This is a genomic window from Pseudomonas neuropathica, assembly GCF_015461835.1.
In the GTDB taxonomy this organism is placed as follows: Bacteria; Pseudomonadota; Gammaproteobacteria; order Pseudomonadales; family Pseudomonadaceae; genus Aquipseudomonas; species Aquipseudomonas neuropathica.
This window is the reverse complement of the sequence record NZ_JACOPX010000016.1, coordinates 69997-91224: the sequence shown is the minus strand read 5'-3', so window position 1 is coordinate 91224 and position 21228 is coordinate 69997. Positions and strand designations below refer to the sequence as shown.

The 21228-nt window shown below is 61.4% G+C and carries 22 protein-coding genes; 17 read left to right on the top strand and 5 right to left on the bottom strand.

What is annotated here, in order from left to right:
- Positions 1–39 precede the first annotated feature (39 nt).
- The 15 genes from H8F23_RS22720 (at position 40) to H8F23_RS22650 (ending at position 14725) form a co-directional block, all read left to right on the top strand.
- Positions 40–774, top strand: coding sequence for a glycosyltransferase family 2 protein (locus H8F23_RS22720; protein WP_194935839.1), 735 nt, complete (start codon positions 40–42; stop codon positions 772–774).
- Positions 771–1718, top strand: a complete 948-nt coding sequence (locus H8F23_RS22715; protein WP_194935838.1) for an LpxL/LpxP family acyltransferase — start codon at positions 771–773, stop codon at positions 1716–1718. Before H8F23_RS22720 ends, H8F23_RS22715 begins: the two co-directional genes overlap by 4 nt.
- Complete coding sequence (locus tag H8F23_RS22710; RefSeq protein ID WP_180698671.1) at positions 1699–3243, top strand: HAL/PAL/TAL family ammonia-lyase; 1545 nt, start codon at positions 1699–1701, stop codon at positions 3241–3243. The genes H8F23_RS22715 and H8F23_RS22710 overlap by 20 nt, the downstream gene beginning before the upstream one ends.
- Positions 3236–3661: an acyl-CoA thioesterase gene (locus H8F23_RS22705; RefSeq protein ID WP_016983876.1), complete on the top strand. Its 426-nt coding sequence runs from the start codon at positions 3236–3238 to the stop codon at positions 3659–3661. The genes H8F23_RS22710 and H8F23_RS22705 overlap by 8 nt, the downstream gene beginning before the upstream one ends.
- Positions 3658–4260: an outer membrane lipoprotein carrier protein LolA gene (locus H8F23_RS22700; protein WP_099757791.1), complete on the top strand. Its 603-nt coding sequence runs from the start codon at positions 3658–3660 to the stop codon at positions 4258–4260. Before H8F23_RS22705 ends, H8F23_RS22700 begins: the two co-directional genes overlap by 4 nt.
- Entirely contained in the window at positions 4244–6583 is a 2340-nt protein-coding gene (locus H8F23_RS22695; RefSeq protein WP_194935837.1) for an MMPL family transporter, read from the top strand. Before H8F23_RS22700 ends, H8F23_RS22695 begins: the two co-directional genes overlap by 17 nt.
- Positions 6580–7743 (top strand): cation:proton antiporter, encoded by a 1164-nt coding sequence (locus tag H8F23_RS22690; RefSeq protein ID WP_194935836.1) that lies wholly within the window; start codon positions 6580–6582, stop codon positions 7741–7743. Before H8F23_RS22695 ends, H8F23_RS22690 begins: the two co-directional genes overlap by 4 nt.
- Positions 7730–8977 (top strand): NAD(P)/FAD-dependent oxidoreductase, encoded by a 1248-nt coding sequence (locus tag H8F23_RS22685; protein ID WP_194935835.1) that lies wholly within the window; start codon positions 7730–7732, stop codon positions 8975–8977. The genes H8F23_RS22690 and H8F23_RS22685 overlap by 14 nt, the downstream gene beginning before the upstream one ends.
- Positions 8974–9699, top strand: a complete 726-nt coding sequence (locus H8F23_RS22680; RefSeq protein WP_194935834.1) for a class I SAM-dependent methyltransferase — start codon at positions 8974–8976, stop codon at positions 9697–9699. Before H8F23_RS22685 ends, H8F23_RS22680 begins: the two co-directional genes overlap by 4 nt.
- A gap of 140 nt (positions 9700–9839) precedes the next feature.
- Positions 9840–10295: a hypothetical protein gene (locus H8F23_RS22675; RefSeq protein WP_194935833.1), complete on the top strand. Its 456-nt coding sequence runs from the start codon at positions 9840–9842 to the stop codon at positions 10293–10295.
- Positions 10292–11488: a beta-ketoacyl-[acyl-carrier-protein] synthase family protein gene (locus H8F23_RS22670; protein ID WP_194935832.1), complete on the top strand. Its 1197-nt coding sequence runs from the start codon at positions 10292–10294 to the stop codon at positions 11486–11488. The genes H8F23_RS22675 and H8F23_RS22670 overlap by 4 nt, the downstream gene beginning before the upstream one ends.
- Positions 11485–11949, top strand: a complete 465-nt coding sequence (locus H8F23_RS22665) for a hotdog family protein (RefSeq protein ID WP_194935831.1) — start codon at positions 11485–11487, stop codon at positions 11947–11949. The genes H8F23_RS22670 and H8F23_RS22665 overlap by 4 nt, the downstream gene beginning before the upstream one ends.
- Positions 11942–12670 (top strand): 3-oxoacyl-ACP reductase FabG, encoded by a 729-nt coding sequence (fabG, locus tag H8F23_RS22660; protein ID WP_194935830.1) that lies wholly within the window; start codon positions 11942–11944, stop codon positions 12668–12670. The genes H8F23_RS22665 and fabG overlap by 8 nt, the downstream gene beginning before the upstream one ends.
- Positions 12670–13896 carry a beta-ketoacyl-ACP synthase gene (locus tag H8F23_RS22655; RefSeq protein WP_194935829.1) on the top strand — a complete coding sequence of 409 codons (1227 nt, stop codon included), beginning with the start codon at positions 12670–12672 and terminating at the stop codon, positions 13894–13896. Before fabG ends, H8F23_RS22655 begins: the two co-directional genes overlap by 1 nt.
- A gap of 25 nt (positions 13897–13921) precedes the next feature.
- The gene (locus H8F23_RS22650; protein ID WP_093430088.1) at positions 13922–14725 is read left to right on the top strand and encodes a hypothetical protein; all 804 of its coding nucleotides are present in this window, start codon (positions 13922–13924) and stop codon (positions 14723–14725) included.
- A gap of 57 nt (positions 14726–14782) precedes the next feature.
- Here H8F23_RS22650 and H8F23_RS22645 read toward each other — a convergent pair whose 3' ends face one another.
- Positions 14783–15070, bottom strand: a complete 288-nt coding sequence (locus tag H8F23_RS22645) for an addiction module antidote protein (RefSeq protein ID WP_194935828.1) — start codon at positions 15068–15070, stop codon at positions 14783–14785.
- A complete protein-coding gene (locus H8F23_RS22640; RefSeq protein WP_194935827.1) occupies positions 15067–15372 on the bottom strand; it encodes a type II toxin-antitoxin system RelE/ParE family toxin in 306 nt (101 codons plus the stop codon). Before H8F23_RS22640 ends, H8F23_RS22645 begins: the two co-directional genes overlap by 4 nt.
- A 116-nt stretch (positions 15373–15488) precedes the next feature.
- On the opposite strand from H8F23_RS22640, the gene H8F23_RS22635 reads away from it, so the two are divergent.
- A complete protein-coding gene (locus H8F23_RS22635) occupies positions 15489–15926 on the top strand; it encodes an excinuclease (protein ID WP_194935826.1) in 438 nt (145 codons plus the stop codon).
- An 86-nt stretch (positions 15927–16012) separates the two neighbouring features.
- Here the strand turns inward: H8F23_RS22635 and H8F23_RS22630 are convergent, their stop codons facing one another.
- Positions 16013–16909, bottom strand: a complete 897-nt coding sequence (locus H8F23_RS22630) for a LysR family transcriptional regulator (RefSeq protein WP_034152950.1) — start codon at positions 16907–16909, stop codon at positions 16013–16015.
- A 118-nt stretch (positions 16910–17027) separates the two neighbouring features.
- Here H8F23_RS22630 and H8F23_RS22625 point away from each other — a divergent pair, with 118 nt between their 5' ends.
- On the top strand, positions 17028–18302 hold the full coding sequence (locus tag H8F23_RS22625) for an MFS transporter (protein WP_194935825.1): 1275 nt from the start codon (positions 17028–17030) through the stop codon (positions 18300–18302).
- A gap of 177 nt (positions 18303–18479) precedes the next feature.
- On the opposite strand, the gene hemE is transcribed toward H8F23_RS22625, so the two are convergent.
- Positions 18480–19547 (bottom strand): uroporphyrinogen decarboxylase, encoded by a 1068-nt coding sequence (gene hemE, locus H8F23_RS22620; RefSeq protein ID WP_100846503.1) that lies wholly within the window; start codon positions 19545–19547, stop codon positions 18480–18482.
- A 240-nt stretch (positions 19548–19787) separates the two neighbouring features.
- The gene (locus H8F23_RS22615; RefSeq protein ID WP_003220910.1) at positions 19788–21206 is read right to left on the bottom strand and encodes an FAD-dependent oxidoreductase; all 1419 of its coding nucleotides are present in this window, start codon (positions 21204–21206) and stop codon (positions 19788–19790) included.
- Between the last annotated feature and the right edge of the window lie 22 nt (positions 21207–21228).

The following is a 21228-nucleotide window of genomic DNA, read 5'->3' as shown; positions in this document are numbered from 1 at the left end:
ACTCCTACAGGGATCGCGGTCTTCCAGTGGAGAAAACGTATGCATAATCCTTGTGCCGTGATCCCGGTTTATAACCACGAAACTGCGATCGGCACCGTGGTCGAGGCTCTGCTCGCGCAAGGTCTGCCGTGCATTCTGGTGGACGACGCCAGCACGCCATCTTGCGCCAGAGTGCTCGACGCACTGGCCGAGCGCGACAACGTGCATCTGGTACGCCTGACCGCGAATCAGGGCAAGGGCGGCGCGGTGATGACCGGTTTGCGCGAAGCCTCACTATTGGGTTTCAGCCATGCGCTGCAGGTCGATGCCGACGGGCAACACGATTTGCACGATGTCGCCCGTTTCGTCGATGAATCCCGCGCCCATCCCGAGGCGATGATCTGCGGTTTTCCGCTGTTCGACGAGAGCGTGCCGAAAGGTCGTTTGTACGCGCGCTACCTGACTCATGTCATGGTCTGGATCAACACGCTGTCGCTGCAGATCCGCGATTCGATGTGTGGGTTTCGCGTCTATCCGCTGGCCCCGACGCTGGCGGTGATCGACTCGGCAAAAGTCGGCAAGCGCATGGATTTCGACTCGGACATTCTCGTGCGTCTGTCGTGGCGCAATCAGCCGATGCGCTGGCTGCAAACCAGCGTGCATTATCCACTGGACGGTGTGTCGCACTTCCGTCTGTTCCACGACAACGCACTGATTTCCAGCATGCACACACGGCTGTTTCTCGGCATGTTGCTGCGCTTCCCGGTGATCCTCTGGCGGCGGTGGCGCGCATGAGCGGCGAAGCCGACAAGCAGCACTGGGCCGACCGCGAAGAACGCGGCAGCTTTCTGTTGATGAAATTCACCGCGTTCGCCGCCAAGGTCCTTGGCCGACGCCTGCTCAGTCCGTTGCTGTACGGCATCGTCCTGTACTTTTTCCTGTTTGGCCGCACCGCACGGCGCAGCGCCTGGCAATACCAGCAGCGTTTGGCGGCGTGGAGTCAGCGCGAAGATTTACGCCCCACTCATTGGCGGGTGTTCGGTCAGTTCATGGCGTTCGCCGATTCGATGCTCGACAAGCTCGATGTGTGGAATGGCAAGTTGCGCATCGAACAGATCGAAATCATCGACCCGGCGCTGCTGCGCAATCAGCTGCGCGGCAGTCGCGGACAACTGCTGGTCGGTGCGCACCTGGGCAATCTGGAAGTCTGTCGCGCACTGGCGGAGATCGGCGAAAAGGTCACCATGAACGTGCTGGTGCACACCAAGCACGCCGAGCAATTCAACCGTTTGCTGGGCGAGGCCGGGGCGACCAATCTGCGCCTGATTCAAGTCAGCGAACTGGACCCGGTGATCATGCTGCAACTGCACGAACGCTTGGAGCGCGGTGAGTGGCTGGCGATTGCCGGCGACCGCGTGCCGCTGCACGGCGGGCGCAGCGTAACCGTGGACTTTCTCGGCCACCCGGCGCCGTTCCCGCAAGGCCCGTGGCTGCTCGCCGGCCTGCTCAAATGCCCGGTCAATCTGCTGATGTGCCTCAAGCAACCGGACGGACACTATCGCCTGACTCTCGAGCCCTTCGCCGACGCCGTGGTGTGGAAGCGCAGCGAGCGCGAGCAGGTCATTCATCAGTGGGCCACCCGCTATGCGCAGCGCCTGAGTCACTATTGCCTCGAAGCGCCGCAACAATGGTTCAACTTTTACCCTTTCTGGAAGACCGATGACGACGCCAACCCATGAGCCGGTAACCTTCGGCGAACGCCCTTTGCGCATCGAAGACGTGCTGGCCCTGGCCAACCGTCAGGCGCCCGTGCAGTTGCAAAGCGACGCCGACTATCGCGAGCGCATCGCCAAGGGCGCGCGGTTCCTCGATTCGCTGCTGGACAAGGAAGGCGTGATCTATGGCGTCACCACCGGTTACGGCGACTCCTGCGTGGTCGCGGTGCCGCTGCATCACGTCGAGGCGCTGCCGCGTCACCTCTACACCTTCCATGGTTGCGGGCTGGGTAAACTGCTCGACGCGCAAGCCACCCGCGCGGTGTTGGCGGCGCGTTTGCAGTCGTTGTGTCACGGCGTCTCCGGGGTGCGCGTGGAATTGCTGGAGCGTCTGCACGCGTTCCTCGAATACGACATCCTGCCGCTTATCCCTGAGGAAGGTTCGGTCGGCGCCAGTGGCGATCTGACGCCGCTGTCCTACGTTGCCGCGACACTTTCCGGCGAGCGTGAAGTGATGTTCCGTGGCGAACGCCGCCAGTCTGCCGATGTGCATCGTGAACTCGGCTGGACACCGCTGGTACTGCGCCCGAAAGAAGCGCTGGCGCTGATGAACGGCACCGCCGTAATGACCGGTCTCGCCTGCCTCGCTTTCGCCCGTGCCGACTATCTGTTGCAACTGGCCACGCGCATCACCGCGCTTAACGTGGTCGCGCTGCAAGGCAATCCGGAGCACTTCGACGAACGTCTGTTCGCCGCCAAACCGCATCCGGGGCAAATGCAGGTTGCCGCGTGGCTGCGCAAGGATCTGGCGATCGACGCGCCGACCGCGCCACTGCATCGCTTGCAGGATCGCTACTCGCTGCGCTGCGCCCCGCACGTGCTCGGCGTGTTGGCCGACAGCCTGAACTGGCTGCGTTCATTCATCGAAACCGAACTGAACAGCGCCAACGACAACCCGATCATCGACGCCGAAGCCGAGCGCGTGCTGCACGGTGGGCACTTCTACGGCGGGCATATCGCGTTCGCCATGGACAGCCTGAAAAACCTGGTGGCCAACGTTGCTGACCTGCTGGATCGGCAACTTGCGCTGCTGGTCGACGAACGCTACAACCACGGCCTGCCGAGCAACCTCTCCGGTGCTCCGGCGGACCGGGCAATGATCAACCATGGCTTCAAAGCCGTGCAGATCGGCACCAGCGCGTGGACCGCCGAAGCATTGAAAAACACCATGCCGGCCAGTGTGTTCTCGCGCTCCACCGAGTGCCACAACCAGGACAAAGTCAGCATGGGCACCATCGCCGCCCGCGACGCGATCCGCGTGCTGGAGCTGACCGAACAAGTCGCCGCCGCCACCCTGCTCGCCGCCAACCAAGGCGTGTGGCTGCGCGCTCAGGCCGAAGACGCGCGACCGTTGCCGCCGTCGCTGGCGGCGATGCACGCAGAACTGGCCAAGGACTTCCCGCCGGTGATCGAAGACCGCGCCCTGGAAGGCGAGCTGCGTCTGTGCCTGCAACGCATCGCCGCACAACACTGGAGGCTGCATGCGTAGCGCCGGAGTGCTTCACGCCGACACCGAAATCCTCGTACCGTTTTTCGACGTCGACACCATGCACGTCGTCTGGCACGGCCATTACGTCAAGTATCTGGAAGTGGCGCGTTGCGCGCTGCTCGACAAGATCGGCCACAACTACACGCACATGGTCGAGTCAGGGTTCGCCTGGCCGATCATCGACCTGCAATTGCGCTATGTGCGCGGCGCGGTGTTCGGTCAGCGCCTGAATGTGCGCGCCAGTCTGGTCGAATGGGAAAACCGTCTGAAGATCAATTACCTGATCACCGACCTGCACAGCGGCGAACGCCTGACTCGCGCCAGCTCGGTGCAAGTGGCAGTGGAAGTCAGCAGCCGCGAGATGCAACTGGCTTCGCCGAAGGTCTTCACCGATGCCGTGGAAAGGATGCTGCGATGAATGCTTTTGTTAAAGGCTTGAGCGTACTGGCGCTACTGGTGATGTCCTCTCTGGCCAACGCCTTCGACTTGCAACAACTGAGCGAGCAACTGGCGAAACCGGACGTGATCCACGGTCAGTTCATTCAGGAAAAACACCTGCGTGCATTACCGCAGCCGCTGATCAGCAAGGGCAGTTTTGTTCTGGCGAAAAACCACGGCCTGCTCTGGCTGCTGAAGACCCCGCTGCAACAGGACTATCGCATCACCGCCAAGGGCATCGCCCGGCGTGACGGCAACGGCTGGCAACTGCTGCCGAACAAGAGCGCCGGGGCCGAGCAGAACCGTTTGTTCCTCGCCGTGCTGCAAGGCGACAGCAGTGGCCTGCAACGCGATTTCGAACTGGCCCTGAGCGGCGATGCACAGCAGTGGAAACTCACGCTGACCCCGCGCTCGCTGCTGCTCAAGCAAGTGTTCAATCAGATCAATATCGACGGCGGCACGCTGGTGCAAACCATCGAACTGCTGGAAACCCAGGGCGACAGCACCGTGCTGCGTATGCAGGACAGCACCGCTGGCCAACCGTTGAACGACGCGGAGCAACATGACTTTGCCGAGTGAACGCAGGCTGCCCTGGCTGTTTCTGATTCTGCTGCTGGCGGTCGTCGCTCTGGCCGGTTGGCAGTGGCGTGACGGTGCGCCATTGTCGGCGAACCTGATGGAACTGGTGCCCGGCACCCACCCCGACGCCCTCGAACAGCGCGCCGAGCAGCGCATGCAGGAGCCGCTCAACCGCGAAATGCTGGTGCTGGTCGGCCACGCCGATCGCCAGCAAGCGGTGGCCATGGCGCAGACGCTGGGCGAGCAGTGGCAGGCCAGCGGTCTGTTCGAGAAAGTGCAGTGGAACCTGCAGGCGGATCTGCCAGCGCTGCGCACGCAACTGCTGCAGGGTCGACTGGCGATGCTCTCGGAGGACGACCGGCAACTGCTGATCGAACACCCCGACGCATTCATTCAACAACGCGTGCAGGCCCTGTTCGATCCGTTCAGCGGTTTCAGTCTGGTGCCGAGTCAGGATGACTGGCTGGGCCTGACCGGGCGCATCCAGAACAGCCAACCACAGCACGGCTCGGTGCAACTGGACATCGGCAGCGGTGCGTTGATCGCCGATGCCGACGGCAAGAGCTGGGTGCTGCTGCGTGCACGCACCACCGGCAATGCTTTCGATATGAACCTGCCGCTGCAAGTCGCGGCACTGCTGCAAGCCAGTCGCGAGCAGGCGGCGAAATCCGACGTGCAATTGCTGGCCGCCAGCGGCTTGCTCTACGCGGCCAACGGTCAGCAGCAAGCCGCGCGCGAAATGACCTGGGTCGGCGGCGGTGCCACGGTCGGCATTCTCTTGCTGCTGTTGCTCGCTTTCCGCCGCTGGCGCGTGTTGCTGGCGTTCGTGCCGGTGCTGGTCGGCATGCTGTTCGGCGCGGTGGCGTGTGTGGCGCTGTTCGGCCATATGCACGTGATGACGCTGGTGCTCGGCTCCAGCCTGATCGGCGTGGCCGTGGATTACCCGCTGCACTATTTGTCGAAGAGCTGGAGCCTGAAGCCTTGGCGCAGTTGGCCGGCGTTGCGTTTGACGCTGTCCGGGCTGACCCTGAGCCTGATCACCAGCGCCATCGGTTATCTGGCACTGGCGTGGACGCCGTTCCCGGCGCTGACGCAAATCGCGGTGTTCTCTGCCGCTGGCTTGCTCGGCGCCTATTTGTCGGCGGTGTGCCTGTTGCCGGCGTTGCTGAATAACGTCGAACTGCGCCCCGCGCAATGGCCGCTGCAGCTGGCCGAGCGCATGGTTGCGCTGCGTGAAAAACTGCTCGAGCACGTGCGCACGCCGGTGTTGCTGGCGCTGCTGATCGCTTTCTGCGTGGGCGGTCTAGTACAACTGCAAAGCAAGAATGACATTCGCCAATGGGTCGGCGCACCGCAACAGCTGACCGACGAAGCGCAGACCATCGCGCGCATCACCGGCTATCAGCCGACCAGCCAGTTTTTCCTCGTGCGCGCCGACAATCAGCAGCAATTGCTCGAGCGTCAGGCCGCGCTGAGCGAGCGTCTGCAGCAACTGGTCAACCTCGACAAGCTGCAAGGCTATCTGGCCCTCGATCGACTGCTCAGCCCACCGAACCAGCAAGAACAGGTACGTCAGGCGCTGAACAAACTGCCGCAATACTGGCAGCCACTGCTCGACCTCGGCGTGCCGCTCGCCGCGCTGCAAACCGAACTACAGCAATTGCAGACCGTGCCCGCCGAAGACATCGACGCGGCACTGGCCGGCCCGCTCGGTGAGCCTTATCGCACGCTCTGGCTCGGCCCCAGCGAAGACGGCGTAGCGGCAATGACCAGCCTGCAAGGCCTGAACAACCCGGCACTGTTGCGCGTGCAGGCACTGGATTTGCCGGGGGTGACGCTGGTCGATCGCCTCGGTGAGTTGAACGAGGTATTCGCCGCGACGCAGATCAGCGCCGCTGAACTGAAACTCGCTTCTTGCGCGTTGATCGTGCTGGTGCTGATGCTGCCGTTCGGTCTCGGCGGTGCGTTGCGCATCGTTGCCCTGCCGTTGCTCGCCGCGTTGTGCAGCCTCGCCAGTCTCGGCTGGCTCGGTCAGCCGCTGACCCTGTTCAGCCTGTTCGGCCTGCTGCTGGTCACAGCGATCAGCGTCGACTACGCGATTCTCATGCGCGAACAGGTCGGCGGTGCGGCGGTGAGCCTGCTCGGCACGTTGCTCGCGGCTGTGACGACATGGCTGTCGTTCGGTTTGCTGGCGGTTTCCAGCACCCCGGCGGTGAGCAACTTCGGGCTGTCGGTGAGCCTCGGTCTGGCGTTCAGTTTCATGCTCGCACCGTGGGCCGGGCGCCACGAACACACGGCAGCCGTCGCGGAGCCAGCGGCATGATGGTCGCCGCTTTCTGGCTACTGGCCCTGGCGTTGTTCGCCGTGGCCACGCGCATCGGGCGCCACTTCGGCCTGATCCCGATCGTCAGCCAATTGCTGCTGGCGAGCTTCGGCTTACCGCTGCTGATGTACTTCTGGATCGAGCCGGGCTGGCAGCTCAGCGGCGCGCAACTGATTGCGCCTGACTGGCTGAAAAACCTCTACAGCCTGAGTTTTGCCCTGCTGCTCGGGCATATCCTCAGTGATGTGATCGATCTGAAACTCGATCGCCAGAGCGTGAAAATCGCCGTGCCGAGTTTCCTCGTGCCGTTTGCCTGTGGCCTGGCCGCTGCCTATTGGCTGCTGCCGGCGCAACCGTGGCTCAACTCGCTGGCCATCGGTCTGGTGTTCGCGATTACCGCGATCCCGGTGCTGTACCTGTATCTGCGCCACATCGATTATCCGCCCGCCGCCACTCGCCGGTTGGTGCAGACCGCGATCCTCATCGATCTGACCTGCTGGACGCTGTTCGGCCTCGCCCAGGGCAGTCTGCATCTGAGCAGTCTGCTGCTGCCGCTGGCTCTCGCCCTTGTGCCGTTACTGTTGCAGCTGTTGCGTGCGCGTCGACCGCTGACCTACAGCCTCGGTTTCTTTGCGCTGTTGGTAATGGCCGAGCACTACAAACTCAACGCACTGATCTTCGGCATCGGCTACCTGCTATGCATGGCCGCGCTGAAAGTGCCGCTGGTGCTGCCATTGCCGGCGCGCTGGATGAGCCGTTTGCAGACGTGGCTGGCGATCCCGCTGATTCTGACTTTCGGCATCGTGCAGATCGACGTGCACAGTGCCCTCTCCAGCCTTGGTCCGCTGCAATGGGCGGCGCTGTTGCTGTTGCCGATTGCCAGTAAACTGCTCGGCAACTGGCTCGGCCTCGGCTGGGCCGGCGCTTCGTTCGAGGGGGCAAGCCGCTGGCGCGAAAGTGTGCTGCTGAATATTCGCGGCCTGAGCGAAATCGTCTTTCTCAATCTGCTCTTGCAACAACAGCTGATCACCCCGGCGCTGTACTTCGCGCTGATGCTGATGGGCCTGATTGCGACGCTGCTACCGGCCCTGATCGGCCTGCATCGCGCACCTTTGAATCTGCAACATCCTTTGCCCCGGAGCTCACGTGCCAATCGTTGAAATGGAATCCCGTCAGGTCGTGATCATCGGCGCCGGTCCGTCCGGCGCCATCGCCGCCGCGCTGCTCAAGCGCAAGGGCCACGATGTACTGGTGATCGAGCGCCAGCACTTTCCGCGCTTTTCGATCGGTGAAAGCCTGCTCAGCCATTGTCTGGATTTCGTTGAAGAAGCCGGCATGCTCGATGCCGTCAACGCTGAGGGCTTCCAGCGCAAGACCGGTGCCGCATTCGCCTGGGGCGAGCGTTACAGCGCCTTCGATTTCGGTGACACCTTTACCGGCGGCAAACCGACCACCTTCCAGGTGCAACGCGCCGACTTCGACAAACTGCTGGCTGATCAAGCGGCGTTGCAGGGCGTGGAAATCCGCTACGGTGACGCCATCGTCAGCGTCGATTTCGACCGGACGAAACCGCAGCTGAATGTGCGTCGCGAGGACGGCAGCGACTATCGCCTCGAAGCGGATTTCGTCCTCGATGCCAGCGGCTACGGTCGTGTGCTGTCGCGACTGCTGGATCTGGAAGCGCCGTCGAACTTCCCGGTGCGCCAAGCGGTGTTCACCCACGTCGAAGATCACATTGACAACCCGGCGTTCGACCGCGAGAAAATCCTCGTCACCACCCATCCGGAGCATCGTGATGTCTGGTTCTGGACGATCCCGTTCAGTAATGGACGCTGCTCGGTGGGCGTGGTCGCCGCCGAGGAACATTTCAAGGGTCGCGACAGCGATCTGGATGCCTGTCTGCGCAGCTTCATCACCGAAACCCCGAGCCTTGCCGGCGTTCTGAACAATGCTGTGTGGGACACCCCCGCACGCACGCTCGGCGGTTACGCCGCCAACGTGAAAACCCTGCACGGGCCGGGCTTTGCCTTGCTCGGCAACGCGGCAGAATTTCTCGACCCGGTGTTTTCCTCCGGCGTGACCATCGCCATGCGCTCGGCGAGCATGGCGGCAGCGGTTTTGCACCGTCAGTTGCAAGGTGAAACAGTCGATTGGCAAGGCGAGTTTGCCGAGCCACTCAAGCGCGGCGTCGACACCTTTCGCTGCTACGTCGAGGGCTGGTACGCCGGGACTTTCCAGGACGTGATTTTTTATGAAGACAGCCAGGCGGAAATCCGTCGGATGATCTGTTCGATCCTCGCCGGCTACGCCTGGGATGAGCGCAACCCGTTCGTCAGCGAAGCCCGCCGCCGCTTGAAGATGATTTCCGAACTCTGTGCAAAGGACGCCACATGAACTACTTGAGCGACAGCTACGTCGAGGAAACCCGCTTCGGTTTCTGGTTCCTGCGCAGCCACACCTGGCAGCACCATGTGTTGCGGGTGGCGATCAATGATTTGCGCGGTTTGTTCAGTGAAGCACTGCCGCAAAACCCGGTACTGCTGGACGCCGGTTGTGGCCAGGGCAAGTCGTTCGGTCATCTGCGCCAGACCTTTGCGCCACAGCGCCTGATCGGCGTTGATGCCGACCCGCACAGCCTTGAATTGAGCGGAGAAGAAGCGGCGCGTCTGGATCTGGAGGTGGAACTGATCGGCAGTGACTGCGCGACGCTCAATGTGGCGGACGCCAGTGTCGATCTGCTGTTCTGCCATCAGACGTTCCATCATCTGGTCGAGCAGGAAAAAGCCCTGGCCGAGTTTTATCGAGTGCTGAAACCGGGTGGCTATCTGCTGTTCGCCGAATCCACCGAGGCTTACATTGATACATGGGTGATCCGTTGGTTGTTCCGTCATCCGATGCACGTGCAAAAGAGTGCGGCGCAGTATCTGCAGATGATTCGCGGGCAGGGTTTCGAATTTGGCGAAGGCAATGTTTCCTACCCGTATTTGTGGTGGAGCCGGTCGAAAGATTTTGGCTTGCTGGAACGGTTCGGGTTGCGCAAGCCGAAGCCGTTTGGTGAGCGAGAAGAGACGTTGGTGAACGTTGTCGCGCGCAAGCCGTTGGCAGAGGTTTCCTGATGTACACAAATCCTTGTAGGAGTGAGCCTGCTCGCGATAGCGGTGGGTCAGCCAACCTGTATTTTGAATGTGCGACCGCTATCGCGAGCAGGCTCACTCCTACAGTGTCCGCGGTTTGGCGACTTTTTGTGGTCGGCGTGATGCTTCTGTTGAGCGCCTGCGCCAGCCAGGCGCCGTTGCCTGCGGGCAATCCAACACTCCCGCTGCCTCTGCAACTGCACATCGAACGCCAACAAGCCGAACAACGCCAGGACTGGTTGCTGGTGATCCAGCGCGAAGGCCCGGGCATTCGCTGGTCGATGATGGACCCGCTGGGCATTCCCCAAGCGCGGCAGCAACTGATCGACGGCCACTGGCAGGCCGATGGGTTGCTGCCGCCGAACCCGGAAGCCCGGGAATTGTTTGCTGCGCTGTTGTTCGCCCTGACCCCGTCCGGCGAGCTGCTGCGCAATTACCCCGCCGCACTGCAACAGGGCCAGCAACGCGCCCTGTCGGCGCGTTGGGATATCCGTTATTCACAACCGTTGAGCTTCGAATTGAACCTGCCTCAAGGCCCGCACTACCGCGTTTCTCCGTTGGGTGAACCGACGCCATGACCGCTTACCTGAATGCCCTCGGCGTGATCTGCGCGCTGGGCCGCGACAAACAAGCCGTCGCGCGCAACCTGTTCGCCGGCGACTGCTCGGGCATGCGCCGCGAGTCCGGCTGGGTGGCGGAGCGTGAGTTGCCCGTCGCTGCCGTCCAGGGCGAACTGGCGCCGATCCCGGCAGAACTCGCCGATCAGCGCAGCCGCAACAATCAGCTGCTACTGGAAGCGGCGTTGCAGATTCGCGATGACATCGATCAAGCGATCCAGACCTTCGGCCGTGAGCGCATCGGGGTGGTCCTCGGCACCAGCACTTCGGGCATCGACGAGGCCAGTCGAGGTCTGGCGCACTACATCCGCGAGCAGCAGTTCCCGGCGGAATACGATTATCGTCAACAGGAACTCGGCGCCCCGGCCAATTTCCTCGCCGACTGGCTGCAACTGAGCGGCCCGGCCTATGTGATTTCCACGGCATGCACCTCCAGCGCCCGGGCACTGATGAGCGCTCAGCGTTTGCTCGATCTGGGCCTGTGCGACGCGGTGCTGTGCGGCGGCGTCGACAGCCTGTGCAAACTGACCCTCAACGGTTTCTCGTCACTCGAAGCGATGTCCGACGAGCGCTGCAATCCGTTCTCGGCCAACCGCAGCGGCATCAATATCGGCGAAGCAGCTGTGCTGTTTGTCATGAGCAAACAACAGGGCGACGGCCCGGCCATTGCCTTGCTCGGCGCCGGTGCAAGCTCCGACGCCCATCATATTTCCGCCCCTGAACCCACCGGGCGCGGCGCCCTGCAAGCGATGCAGAAAGCCTTGAGCCGCGCTCATCTGCAAGCAGCGCAGATCAACTACCTGAACCTGCACGGCACCGCTACCCAACACAACGACGCCATGGAAAGCCTGGCGGTTGCCGCGCTGTTTCCCGAAGGCGTCGCGTGCTCGTCGACCAAACCGATGACCGGCCACACCCTTGGCGCGGCCGGTGCTCTGGAAGCGGCGTTCTGCTGGCTGAGCTTGAGCGCCGACAACTCCGATCACGCCTTGCCGCCGCACGTCTGGGACGCACAGGCCGATCCCGCGCTGCCACCGCTGAAGTGGGTGACCGCGAGCGAGCGCCTGACGTCCATTGCACCCCGCTACCTGATGAGCAACTCGTTTGCCTTCGGCGGCAACAACGTCAGCCTGATTATCGGAGACGCCCCATGATCCCCTGGCCGCTCGCCGAACTGCTGCCCCATGCGGGCGACATGATTCTGATCGACAGCATCACAAGTTTTGACGATGAGCAGATCTACACCCGTCTCACGGTCCAGCCTGATGGCCTGTTCAACCTGCCCGACGGCAGCCTGCCGGCCTGGGTCGGCATCGAACTGATGGCGCAGAGCGTCGCCGCATTTGCCGGTTGCCACGCGCGGCAGAAAGGCAATCCGGTGGAGCTGGGCTTTCTGCTCGGTACGCGCAAGTTCGAGTGCAACGTCGAAGCGTTTCCCGCCGGCAGCGAACTGACCATCCATGGCCTGCGCTCGCTGGAAGATGACAACGGCATGGGCGTCTTCGAATGCCATATCAACGGCGCCGGCATTCATGCCAGCGCGCGGCTGAACGTGTTCCGCCCGCCCGAAGCCACTCAATATCTGCAACAGACACAGGAGTCGAACGATGACTGAATCCGTACTGGTCACCGGCTCCAGCCGTGGCATCGGCCGCGCCATTGCCTTGCGTCTGGCGCAGGCCGGGCACGATATCGTCCTGCATTGCCGCAGCGGCATGGCCGAAGCACAAGCCGTTCAGGCTGAAGTCGAAGCGCTGGGCCGCAAGGCGCGGATCCTGCAATTCGACGTTGCCGATCGCGAAACCTGCAAAACCATTCTGGAAGCCGACGTCGAAACCTACGGCGCCTATTACGGCGTGGTATTGAATGCTGGGCTGACCCGCGACGGCGCGTTCCCTGCGTTGAGCGATGACGATTGGGACGTGGTGTTGCGCACTAACCTCGACGGTTTCTACAACGTCCTGCACCCGGTGATGATGCCGATGATCCGCCGCCGTGCCGCTGGTCGCATTGTCTGCATCACCTCAGTGTCGGGGCTGATCGGCAACCGCGGCCAGGTCAACTACAGCGCCTCCAAGGCCGGCGTGATCGGCGCGGCAAAGGCGTTGGCGATCGAGCTGGGCAAGCGCAAAATTACGGTTAACTGCGTCGCACCGGGCCTGATCGACACGGCGATGCTGGATGAAAACGTGCCGGTGGAAGAATTGATGAAAATGATCCCCGCGCAACGCATGGGCACCCCGGAAGAGGTGGCCAGTGCGGTGAATTTCCTGATGTCGGCGGAAGCCTCGTACATCACCCGCCAGGTGCTGGCGGTCAACGGAGGCTTGTGCTGATGAAGCGCGTCGTCGTCACCGGCATGGCCGGCATCACCTCGCTGGGCAGCGACTGGGAGACCATCGCCGGCAACTTCGCGGCCAATCGCAGCGGCATTCGCCGGATGGACGAGTGGGATCGTTTCAGCGAACTCAACACGCGCCTGGCCGGGCCGATCGATGACTTTGCAGTGCCTGCGCACTGGACGCGCAAGCAATTGCGCAGCATGGGCCGGGTGTCGCGACTGGCAGTCGGCGCAGCAGAAAAAGCCCTGGCTGACGCCGGTCTGCTAGGCGATGAATCGATCAAGGATGGGCGCATGGGCGTCGCCTGTGGTTCGTCCACCGGCAGCACCGACGAGATCAAAGCGTTCGGCAACATGCTGCTCAACTCTGTCGCCGAAGGCCTCAACGCCAACTCCTACGTGCGGATGATGCCGCACACCACCGCCGCCAACATCAGCATCTTCTTTGGCCTCACCGGTCGTTTGATCCCGACGTCCAGCGCCTGTACCAGCGGCAGCCAGGGCATCGGTTACGCCTACGAGGCGATCAAGTTCGGCCGCCTGCCGTTGATGCTCGCCGGCGGCGCCGAAGAGTTGTGCCCGACCGAAGCCATGGTCTTCGACGCACTCTACGCCACCAGCCTGAAAAACGATGCGCCGCAGACCAGTCCACGCCCGTACGACAAGGGCCGCGATGGTCTGGTGATCGGTGAAGGCGGCGGTATGCTGGTCCTTGAGGAGCTGGAACATGCTCTGGCGCGCGGTGCGCATATCCACGCCGAGATCGTCGGTTTCGGTAGCAACGCCGACGGCCAGCACACCACACGCCCGGAACAAGTGACCATGCGCCGTGCCATGGAACTGGCGCTGGAAGACGCCGGCCTGACGCCGGAGGCCATCGGTTATGTAAATGGCCACGGCACCGCTACAGAACAGGGCGACATTGCCGAAACACTGGCGACCAGCAGTTTGTTTGGTGAACGCATGCCGATCAGCTCGCAGAAGAGTTTCCTCGGCCACACCCTCGGCGCCTGCGGCGCGCTGGAGTCGTGGTTCAGCATCGAGATGATGAACCGCGACCTGTACGTGCACACGTTCAACCTCGACGAGGTCGATCCGCACTGCGGCAAGCTCGATTACCTGCGCGGCGAATTCCGCCAGATGCATCACGACTACGTGATGAACAACAATTTCGCTTTTGGTGGCGTCAACACCTCGTTGATTTTCCGCCGCTGGCACTGACCGCAACACGTTTGGAGTGAAGGGAATGACTCAGTTTCACCGCATCGCCGCTCTGTTGGCACTGGCTTTTGTGCTCGGCGGTTGCACCAGCAAACCGGTTTACAACGCCAAGGAAGAGTTCTCGCCCAACCTCGGTTTCACCCAGCAACAGATGAGCCGCGCCATCGTCACTGCGCTGAACGATCGCCAGTGGGTCGTGCAATCGGTGCGTCCGGGCATGATCAAAGCGGCGATCACCGTACGCGGTCGCCATCACGCCGAAGTCGATATTCCGTTCACCCCGACCTCGTTCGAAATCGACTACCGGAGCAGCTACGGCCTCGACGCCAAGGACGGCAAGATCCACGGCAACTACAACCGCTGGGTCAACCGCCTGCGCGACAACGTGCTCAAAGAGCTGTCGATCAACCCGGACATCGAAGCCGTCAACAGCTTGGGCATCATCAAACAGGGCGCCGACGAGCCGACTTACCTGAGCTTCCGTGAAGGCGTTAAACGCGCCACCGACGCCGGCCTGCTCGACGGCAGCGTGAAGTTCTACCTGGCCGGCGAAACCCTGCCCAAGCAAGTACGTAAACTCGACACCGTGAGCAGCAGCCGCAAGACCAACGGCTCGAACAAATCCGACGAAGACGCCTGCTTCTGGGCCCTGCAATCGGCGCTGGCAACCCTGCAGAACGCTGCGAAAAAAGCCGACGCCAACGCCGTGATCAACATCGCCAGCGTCGACCAGCGTGACCTGTACAAAGACACCGAAAAATTCCAGTGCCGTGCCGGTCTGGTGGTGTCGAGCGTGGCGTTGCGCGGGGATCTGGCGCACGTGGATTGATGGGATTGTAGAAACGACAAAGGGCGCCATTCGGCGCCCTTTGTCATTCAGCCCGGATCAAGTACTGGCGTGTAACTTCAATCCTAACGCCTTCACCACTTTCAGGATTGTTCCGAACTCGGGGTTTCCTTCACCTGATAGTGCGCGGTAGAGGCTCTCTCGGGACAACCCTGCGTCACGTGCGACCTGAGTCATGCCTCGCGCTCTCGCTATGGTGCCAAGTGCCTTGGCGATAAAAGCCGGGTCATCTCCAGCCTCCTCCATGCAGGCGTCCAGATAGTTAGCCATGTCCTCTTCTGTCTTGAGGTACTCGACTGAGTCCCAACGAGTGAATTTTTCGGTCATGGGTTTTGCTCCTGCCAGGACTCCGCGATGAGCCTGGCTTGCTTGATGTCTCGGAGTTGGCTGCTCTTGTCTCCGCCGCAAAGGAGGATGACCACTTGCCGACCTTGTTGCATGAAATAGACTCGATATCCGGGGCCATAGTCAATTCTGACTTCGCTGAGCCCTTCACAGATAGCTTTGACATCGCCAAAATTTCCGTCAGCCATACGATCAATTCGCACCTGAATATGCATCCTGGCGCGACTATCAGCCAACTTTAAAAGCCAGCTGGAAAATGTGGAACTTCGAAGAATCTCAGTCATCGCCGAAGTGTAGCCTTTGAGCTACACATACTCCACACTGTTTTCTCTGTAGCAGATGTACGGTGTCTACACTCTTTGAATCAGCGAATGTTCATCGCTACGTCAAGGAGATGACCATGCAAGTGAAAGCCCTGATCGCCGCTGCGCTTTTCGCGCTACTGCCCAGCGCCAGCCATGCTACCAATCTGATGTACATGCCCTTCGAAACCGTGCTGTCGGATGCGCTTCGCGCCGGACGGCTGGATGGCAGTGTGAAGTTCTATCTGCTCGGCAATGGGCCGCAGGGCACGCAGCAGTTGCTGCGCCGAGGGGTGGTCAGTGATTTGAAGACCAATGGCTTCAACAAGAGTGACCACAACTCCTGCGAGTGGGTGTTGCAGTCGAATCTGATCAAGTTGCAGGCCGATGCCAAGCGAGTCGGGGCGAATGCGGTGGTGAATATCGTCAGTTACTACGACCAGCATGTGCGCAAGGATTTGAATACGTACGAGTGCCGGGCGGGGATATTTGTCACGCGGGTGGCGCTGAAGGGGGATTTGGTGCGGTTGCCCTAACGGCAAGATCAAAAGATCGCAGCCTTCGGCAGCTCCTACTATGGAATTCGGGTCTCCCTGTAGGAGCTGCCGAAGGCTGCGATCTTTTAAGCAGACTCGACCTTGCGCGTAAGCAGGTCGACAAATGCCTTGGCCATCGGCGATTTCTGATCCTTGCGCTGCACCAGCCACACCGCCGACACCGCCTCCGGATCGAGCAACGGGCGATAGACCACGCCGTCGATGCGCATCCGCTGATAGGACGCCGGCAGCACTGAAACCCCCAGCCCCGCTGCGACCAGACCGATGATGGTCATCGCCTCCCCGGCTTCTTGGGCAAAGTGCGGGCTGAACCCGGCATCGCGCGCCAGACTCAGCAATTGCGCATACAGCCCGCTGCCGTAGCTGCGCGGAAAGAACACGAACGGCTCCAGCGCCAGCGCCGAGAGGAACAAGCCCTCCTCCGATCCCTGGGCCAGCGGATGCTTGGAGCCGAGCACGGCGACCAGCGGCTCGCGCATCAACTCGACCACACTCAGCGAATCGGGCAAACCCAGCGGGCGCATGATGCCGACCTCGATCGACTCGTCCACCAGGCCCTCGGCAACCTGCGTACTACTCATCTCGCGAAGGTTAAGGTGCACCGCCGGAAAACGCTGACGAAAGGAAAAGATCGCCTGCGGAATGGTCGAGTTGAACGGCGCCGACGAGGTGAAACCAATCTTCAACTCGCCCAATTCACCGAGTTGCGCACGCCGGGCGACGTCCGCCGCTTTATCAACCTGCGCCAACACCAACCGCGCCTCCTCCAGAAACAACCGTCCGGCCTCACTCAGCTCAACACGACGATTGGTGCGCTCGAACAACCGCGCACCAACCTCTTGCTCCAGCGCCTGAATCTGCTGGCTCAGCGGCGGCTGCGAGATGCCCAGCACCTGTGCCGCGCGGCCGAAGTGCAGTTCCTCGGCGACGGCGATGAAGTAGCGCAGATGACGCAATTCCATGGAAACCCCATTAGGTCGTTAAAGCTATCAAACAGGTCGAACAATATATTGGATAGAAACATTAGCCAGCTATATGATTTTTTCATTGCCTGCCTGGCCGTGCCCTCCGAGGTCTGAAGTGAAAACTGCTGTCGCGCCCCTTGCCCATGAAGTCCCGCCCGCCGCAGCGGACGATGTCGTCGCCGAGCTGCAAGAGATCTACATCGAAAAAGGCACGCCGATGTTCATGCGCACGGTGCTGGCGCTGTTCAGCGGCGGCTTCGCGACGTTTGCCCTGCTGTATTGCGTGCAGCCAATGATGCCGCTGTTGTCCCACGAGTACGGAATCAACGCCGCGCAGAGCAGCCTGATCCTTTCGGTGGCCACCGGCATGCTCGCCATCGGCCTGCTGATCACCGGGCCGATTTCCGATCGGATCGGGCGCAAACCGGTGATGGTGACCGCGCTGTTCGCAGCGGCGCTGTGCACCATGGCCAGCGCGATGATGCCGAGCTGGGAAGGCGTGCTGTTCATGCGTGCGCTGATCGGGCTGTCGTTGAGCGGTCTGGCAGCGGTGGCGATGACCTATCTGAGTGAAGAAATCCACCCGCAACACATTGGCCTGGCGATGGGTTTGTACATCGGCGGCAACGCGATTGGTGGTATGAGCGGGCGCTTGATCACCGGTGTGCTGATCGATTTTGTCAGCTGGCACACGGCGATGCTGGTGATCGGCGGTCTGGCGATGATTGCCGCAGCGGTGTTCTGGAAGATCCTTCCGGAGTCGCGCAACTTCCGTTCACGCTCGCTGCACCCGCGCAGCCTGCTCGACGGCTTCACCATGCACTTTCGCGATGCCGGGCTGCCGCTACTGTTTCTTGAAGCGTTCGTGTTGATGGGCGCGTTTGTCACGCTGTTCAACTACATCGGTTATCGCTTGCTGGCTGCGCCGTACAACCTTGATCAGGTGTTCGTCGGATTGTTGTCGGTGGTGTATCTGTCAGGGATCTACAGCTCGGCGAAGATCGGTTCGCTCGCCGATAAACTGGGGCGACGCAAAGTCTTGTGGGCGACCATTGCGCTGATGTTTGCCGGCCTTGCCTTGACGATGTTTACGCCGCTGCTGCTGGTGATTGTCGGCATGTTGATTTTCACCTTTGGCTTCTTTGGCGCGCATTCGGTGGCGAGCAGCTGGATCGGCCGTCGCGCGACCAAGGCCAAGGGACAGGCGTCGTCGTTGTACCTGTTCAGTTATTACGCCGGGTCGAGCATTGCCGGCACGGCGGGCGGGGTGTTCTGGCATCTGGGCGGCTGGAACGGGATTGGCTTGTTTATCGGAGCGTTGTTGCTGATCGCGCTATTGGTGGCGTTGAAACTGGCGAAGTTGCCGCCGTTGCAGGGTGTTAAGGCCTGAGACAAAACCCTGTAGGAGTGAGCCTGCTCGCGATAGCGGTGTGTCAGCCAACACATCGGTCGACTGGCTCACCGCTATCGCGAGCAGGCTCACTCCTACAATTGATCTGCGTACGACGTTGAATCGTGGAAACAAAAACGCCCGGCATTTAGCCGGGCGTTTTTTATGGTGTGGCGATCACTCGTGATACTGCGCCGACAGCTCATGCACCGCGCGCAGGAAGGCGCCCGCGTGCTCCGGATCAACCTCAGGCGTGATGCCATGGCCGAGGTTGAACACATGACCGCTGCCCTTGCCGTAGCTCGCCAGAATGCGCCCGACTTCAGTACGGATCGCTTCCGGTTTTGCGTAGAGCACAGTTGGGTCCATGTTGCCTTGCAGGGCAACCTTGTCGCCAACACGGGCGCGGGCGTTGCCGATGTCGCAGGTCCAGTCCAGGCCCAGTGCGTCGGCACCAGCCTCGGCGATGCTTTCCAGCCACAGGCCGCCGTTTTTGGTGAAGAGGATCACCGGCACCTTGCGACCGTCGTGTTCGCGGATCAGGCCGCTGACGATTTTCTTCATGTAGGCCAGCGAGAACTCCTGGTACGCCGCCGCCGACAGGTTGCCGCCCCAGGTGTCAAAGATCTGCACCGCTTGTGCACCGGCCATGATCTGGCCGTTGAGGTACGAGGTCACCGATTGCGCCAGTTTATCCAGCAACAGGTGCATGGCTTGTGGATTGTCGTAGAGCATCGCTTTGGTCTTGCGGAAGTCTTTTGACGAGCCGCCTTCGACCATATAGGTCGCCAGGGTCCACGGGCTGCCGGAGAAACCGATCAGCGGCACGCGACCGTTGAGCTCGCGACGAATGGTGCTGACTGCGTCCATCACATAGCCGAGGTCTTTGTGCGGATCAGGGATCGGCAGGGCCTCGATGTCAGCCAGGGTGCTGACGACTTTTTTGAAGCGCGGGCCTTCACCGGTCTCGAAGTACAGGCCTTGGCCCATGGCATCGGGGATGGTGAGGATGTCGGAAAACAGGATCGCCGCGTCCAGTTGTGGATAGCGGTCGAGCGGTTGCATCGTGACTTCGCAGGCGAATTCCGGATTCATGCACAGGCTCATGAAATCGCCGGCGTGGGCACGGCTGGCGCGGTATTCCGGCAGGTAGCGGCCGGCCTGGCGCATCATCCACACCGGGGTGACGTCAACGGGTTGCTTGAGCAGGGCGCGGAGGAAACGGTCGTTCTTCAGGGCAGTCATGTCGGCATCCGGAAAAAAAGTGCGGGCATTTTCTCAGAGCGCGGCGCAAAAGGCACGGATGCAGGTCAGCCTTTTGTCTATCGGGTCAATTTATTGCGTTGGAATGCTGATTTTGCAGCACCACAAAACAACTGTAGGAGTGAGCCTGCTCGCGATAGCGGTGCTTCAGTCAATGCATCAGGTGACTGATCTACCGTCATCGCGAGCAGGCTCACTCCTACAGGGAATTGCGTCGCTTGTTCAGACGCCCAGGTAATCGAGGATCCCTTCGGCGGCGTTGCGGCCTTCGAAGATCGCCGTCACCACCAGGTCGGAGCCGCGCACCATGTCGCCACCGGCAAAGATTTTCGGGTTGCTGGTCTGGTGCTTGTACTGACCTTGCTCAGGCGCAACAACGCGGCCCTGGCTGTCGGTCTGGATTTCGAACTGTTCAAACCATGGCGCCGGGCTCGGACGGAAACCGAAGGCAATAACCACGGCATCAGCCGGGATGATCTCTTCGGAACCCGGGATCGGTTCAGGGCTGCGACGGCCACGGGCGTCCGGTTCGCCGAGACGGGTCTCGACCACTTTGACGCCTTCGACCTTGTCTTCACCGACGATAGCGATCGGCTGGCGGTTGTAGAGGAATTTCACGCCTTCTTCCTTGGCGTTCTTCACCTCTTTGCGCGAGCCGGGCATGTTCGCTTCGTCACGACGATAAGCGCAGGTCACCGACTTGGCGCCCTGACGGATCGACGTGCGGTTGCAGTCCATCGCCGTGTCGCCGCCGCCGAGTACCACAACCTTTTTGCCTTTCATGTCGACGAAATCTTCCGGCGACTTTTCAAAGCCCAGGTTGCGATTGACGTTGGCGATGAGGAAGTCCAGCGCGTCATAAACGCCCGGCAGATCCTCACCGGCAAAACCGCCCTTCATGTAGGTGTAGGTGCCCATGCCCATGAACACCGCATCGTATTCGGCGAGCAGTTGTTCCATGGTCACGTCCTTGCCGACTTCGGTGTTCAGACGGAACTCGATGCCCATGCCGGTGAAGACTTCGCGACGATTGCTCAGCACGCTCTTCTCAAGCTTGAACTCGGGGATGCCGAAGGTCAGCAAGCCACCGATTTCCGGGTTCTTGTCGAACACCACCGGGGTCACGCCGCCGCGTACCAGTACGTCGGCACAACCCAGACCCGCCGGGCCCGCACCGATGATGGCGACACGTTTGCCGGTCGGTTTGACCTTGGACATGTCCGGGCGCCAGCCCATGGCGAACGCGGTGTCGGTGATGTACTTCTCGACCGAACCGATGGTCACCGCGCCGAAGCCGTCGTTAAGGGTGCAGGCACCCTCGCACAGACGATCCTGCGGGCACACCCGGCCGCAGACTTCCGGCAGGGTGTTGGTCTGGTGCGACAGTTCGGCCGCCTGAAGGATGTTGCCTTCGGCCACCAGCTTCAGCCAGTTCGGAATGAAGTTGTGCACCGGGCACTTCCATTCGCAATACGGGTTGCCGCAACCCAGACAGCGGTGGGCCTGATCGGCCGACTGCTGGGGTTTGAACGGTTCGTAGATTTCGACGAACTCTTTCTTGCGTTGACGCAACAGTTTCTTCTTCGGATCTTTGCGCCCGACATCGATGAACTGGAAGTCGTTATTCAGACGTTCAGCCATTGTTAAAACCTCATCAAACTCT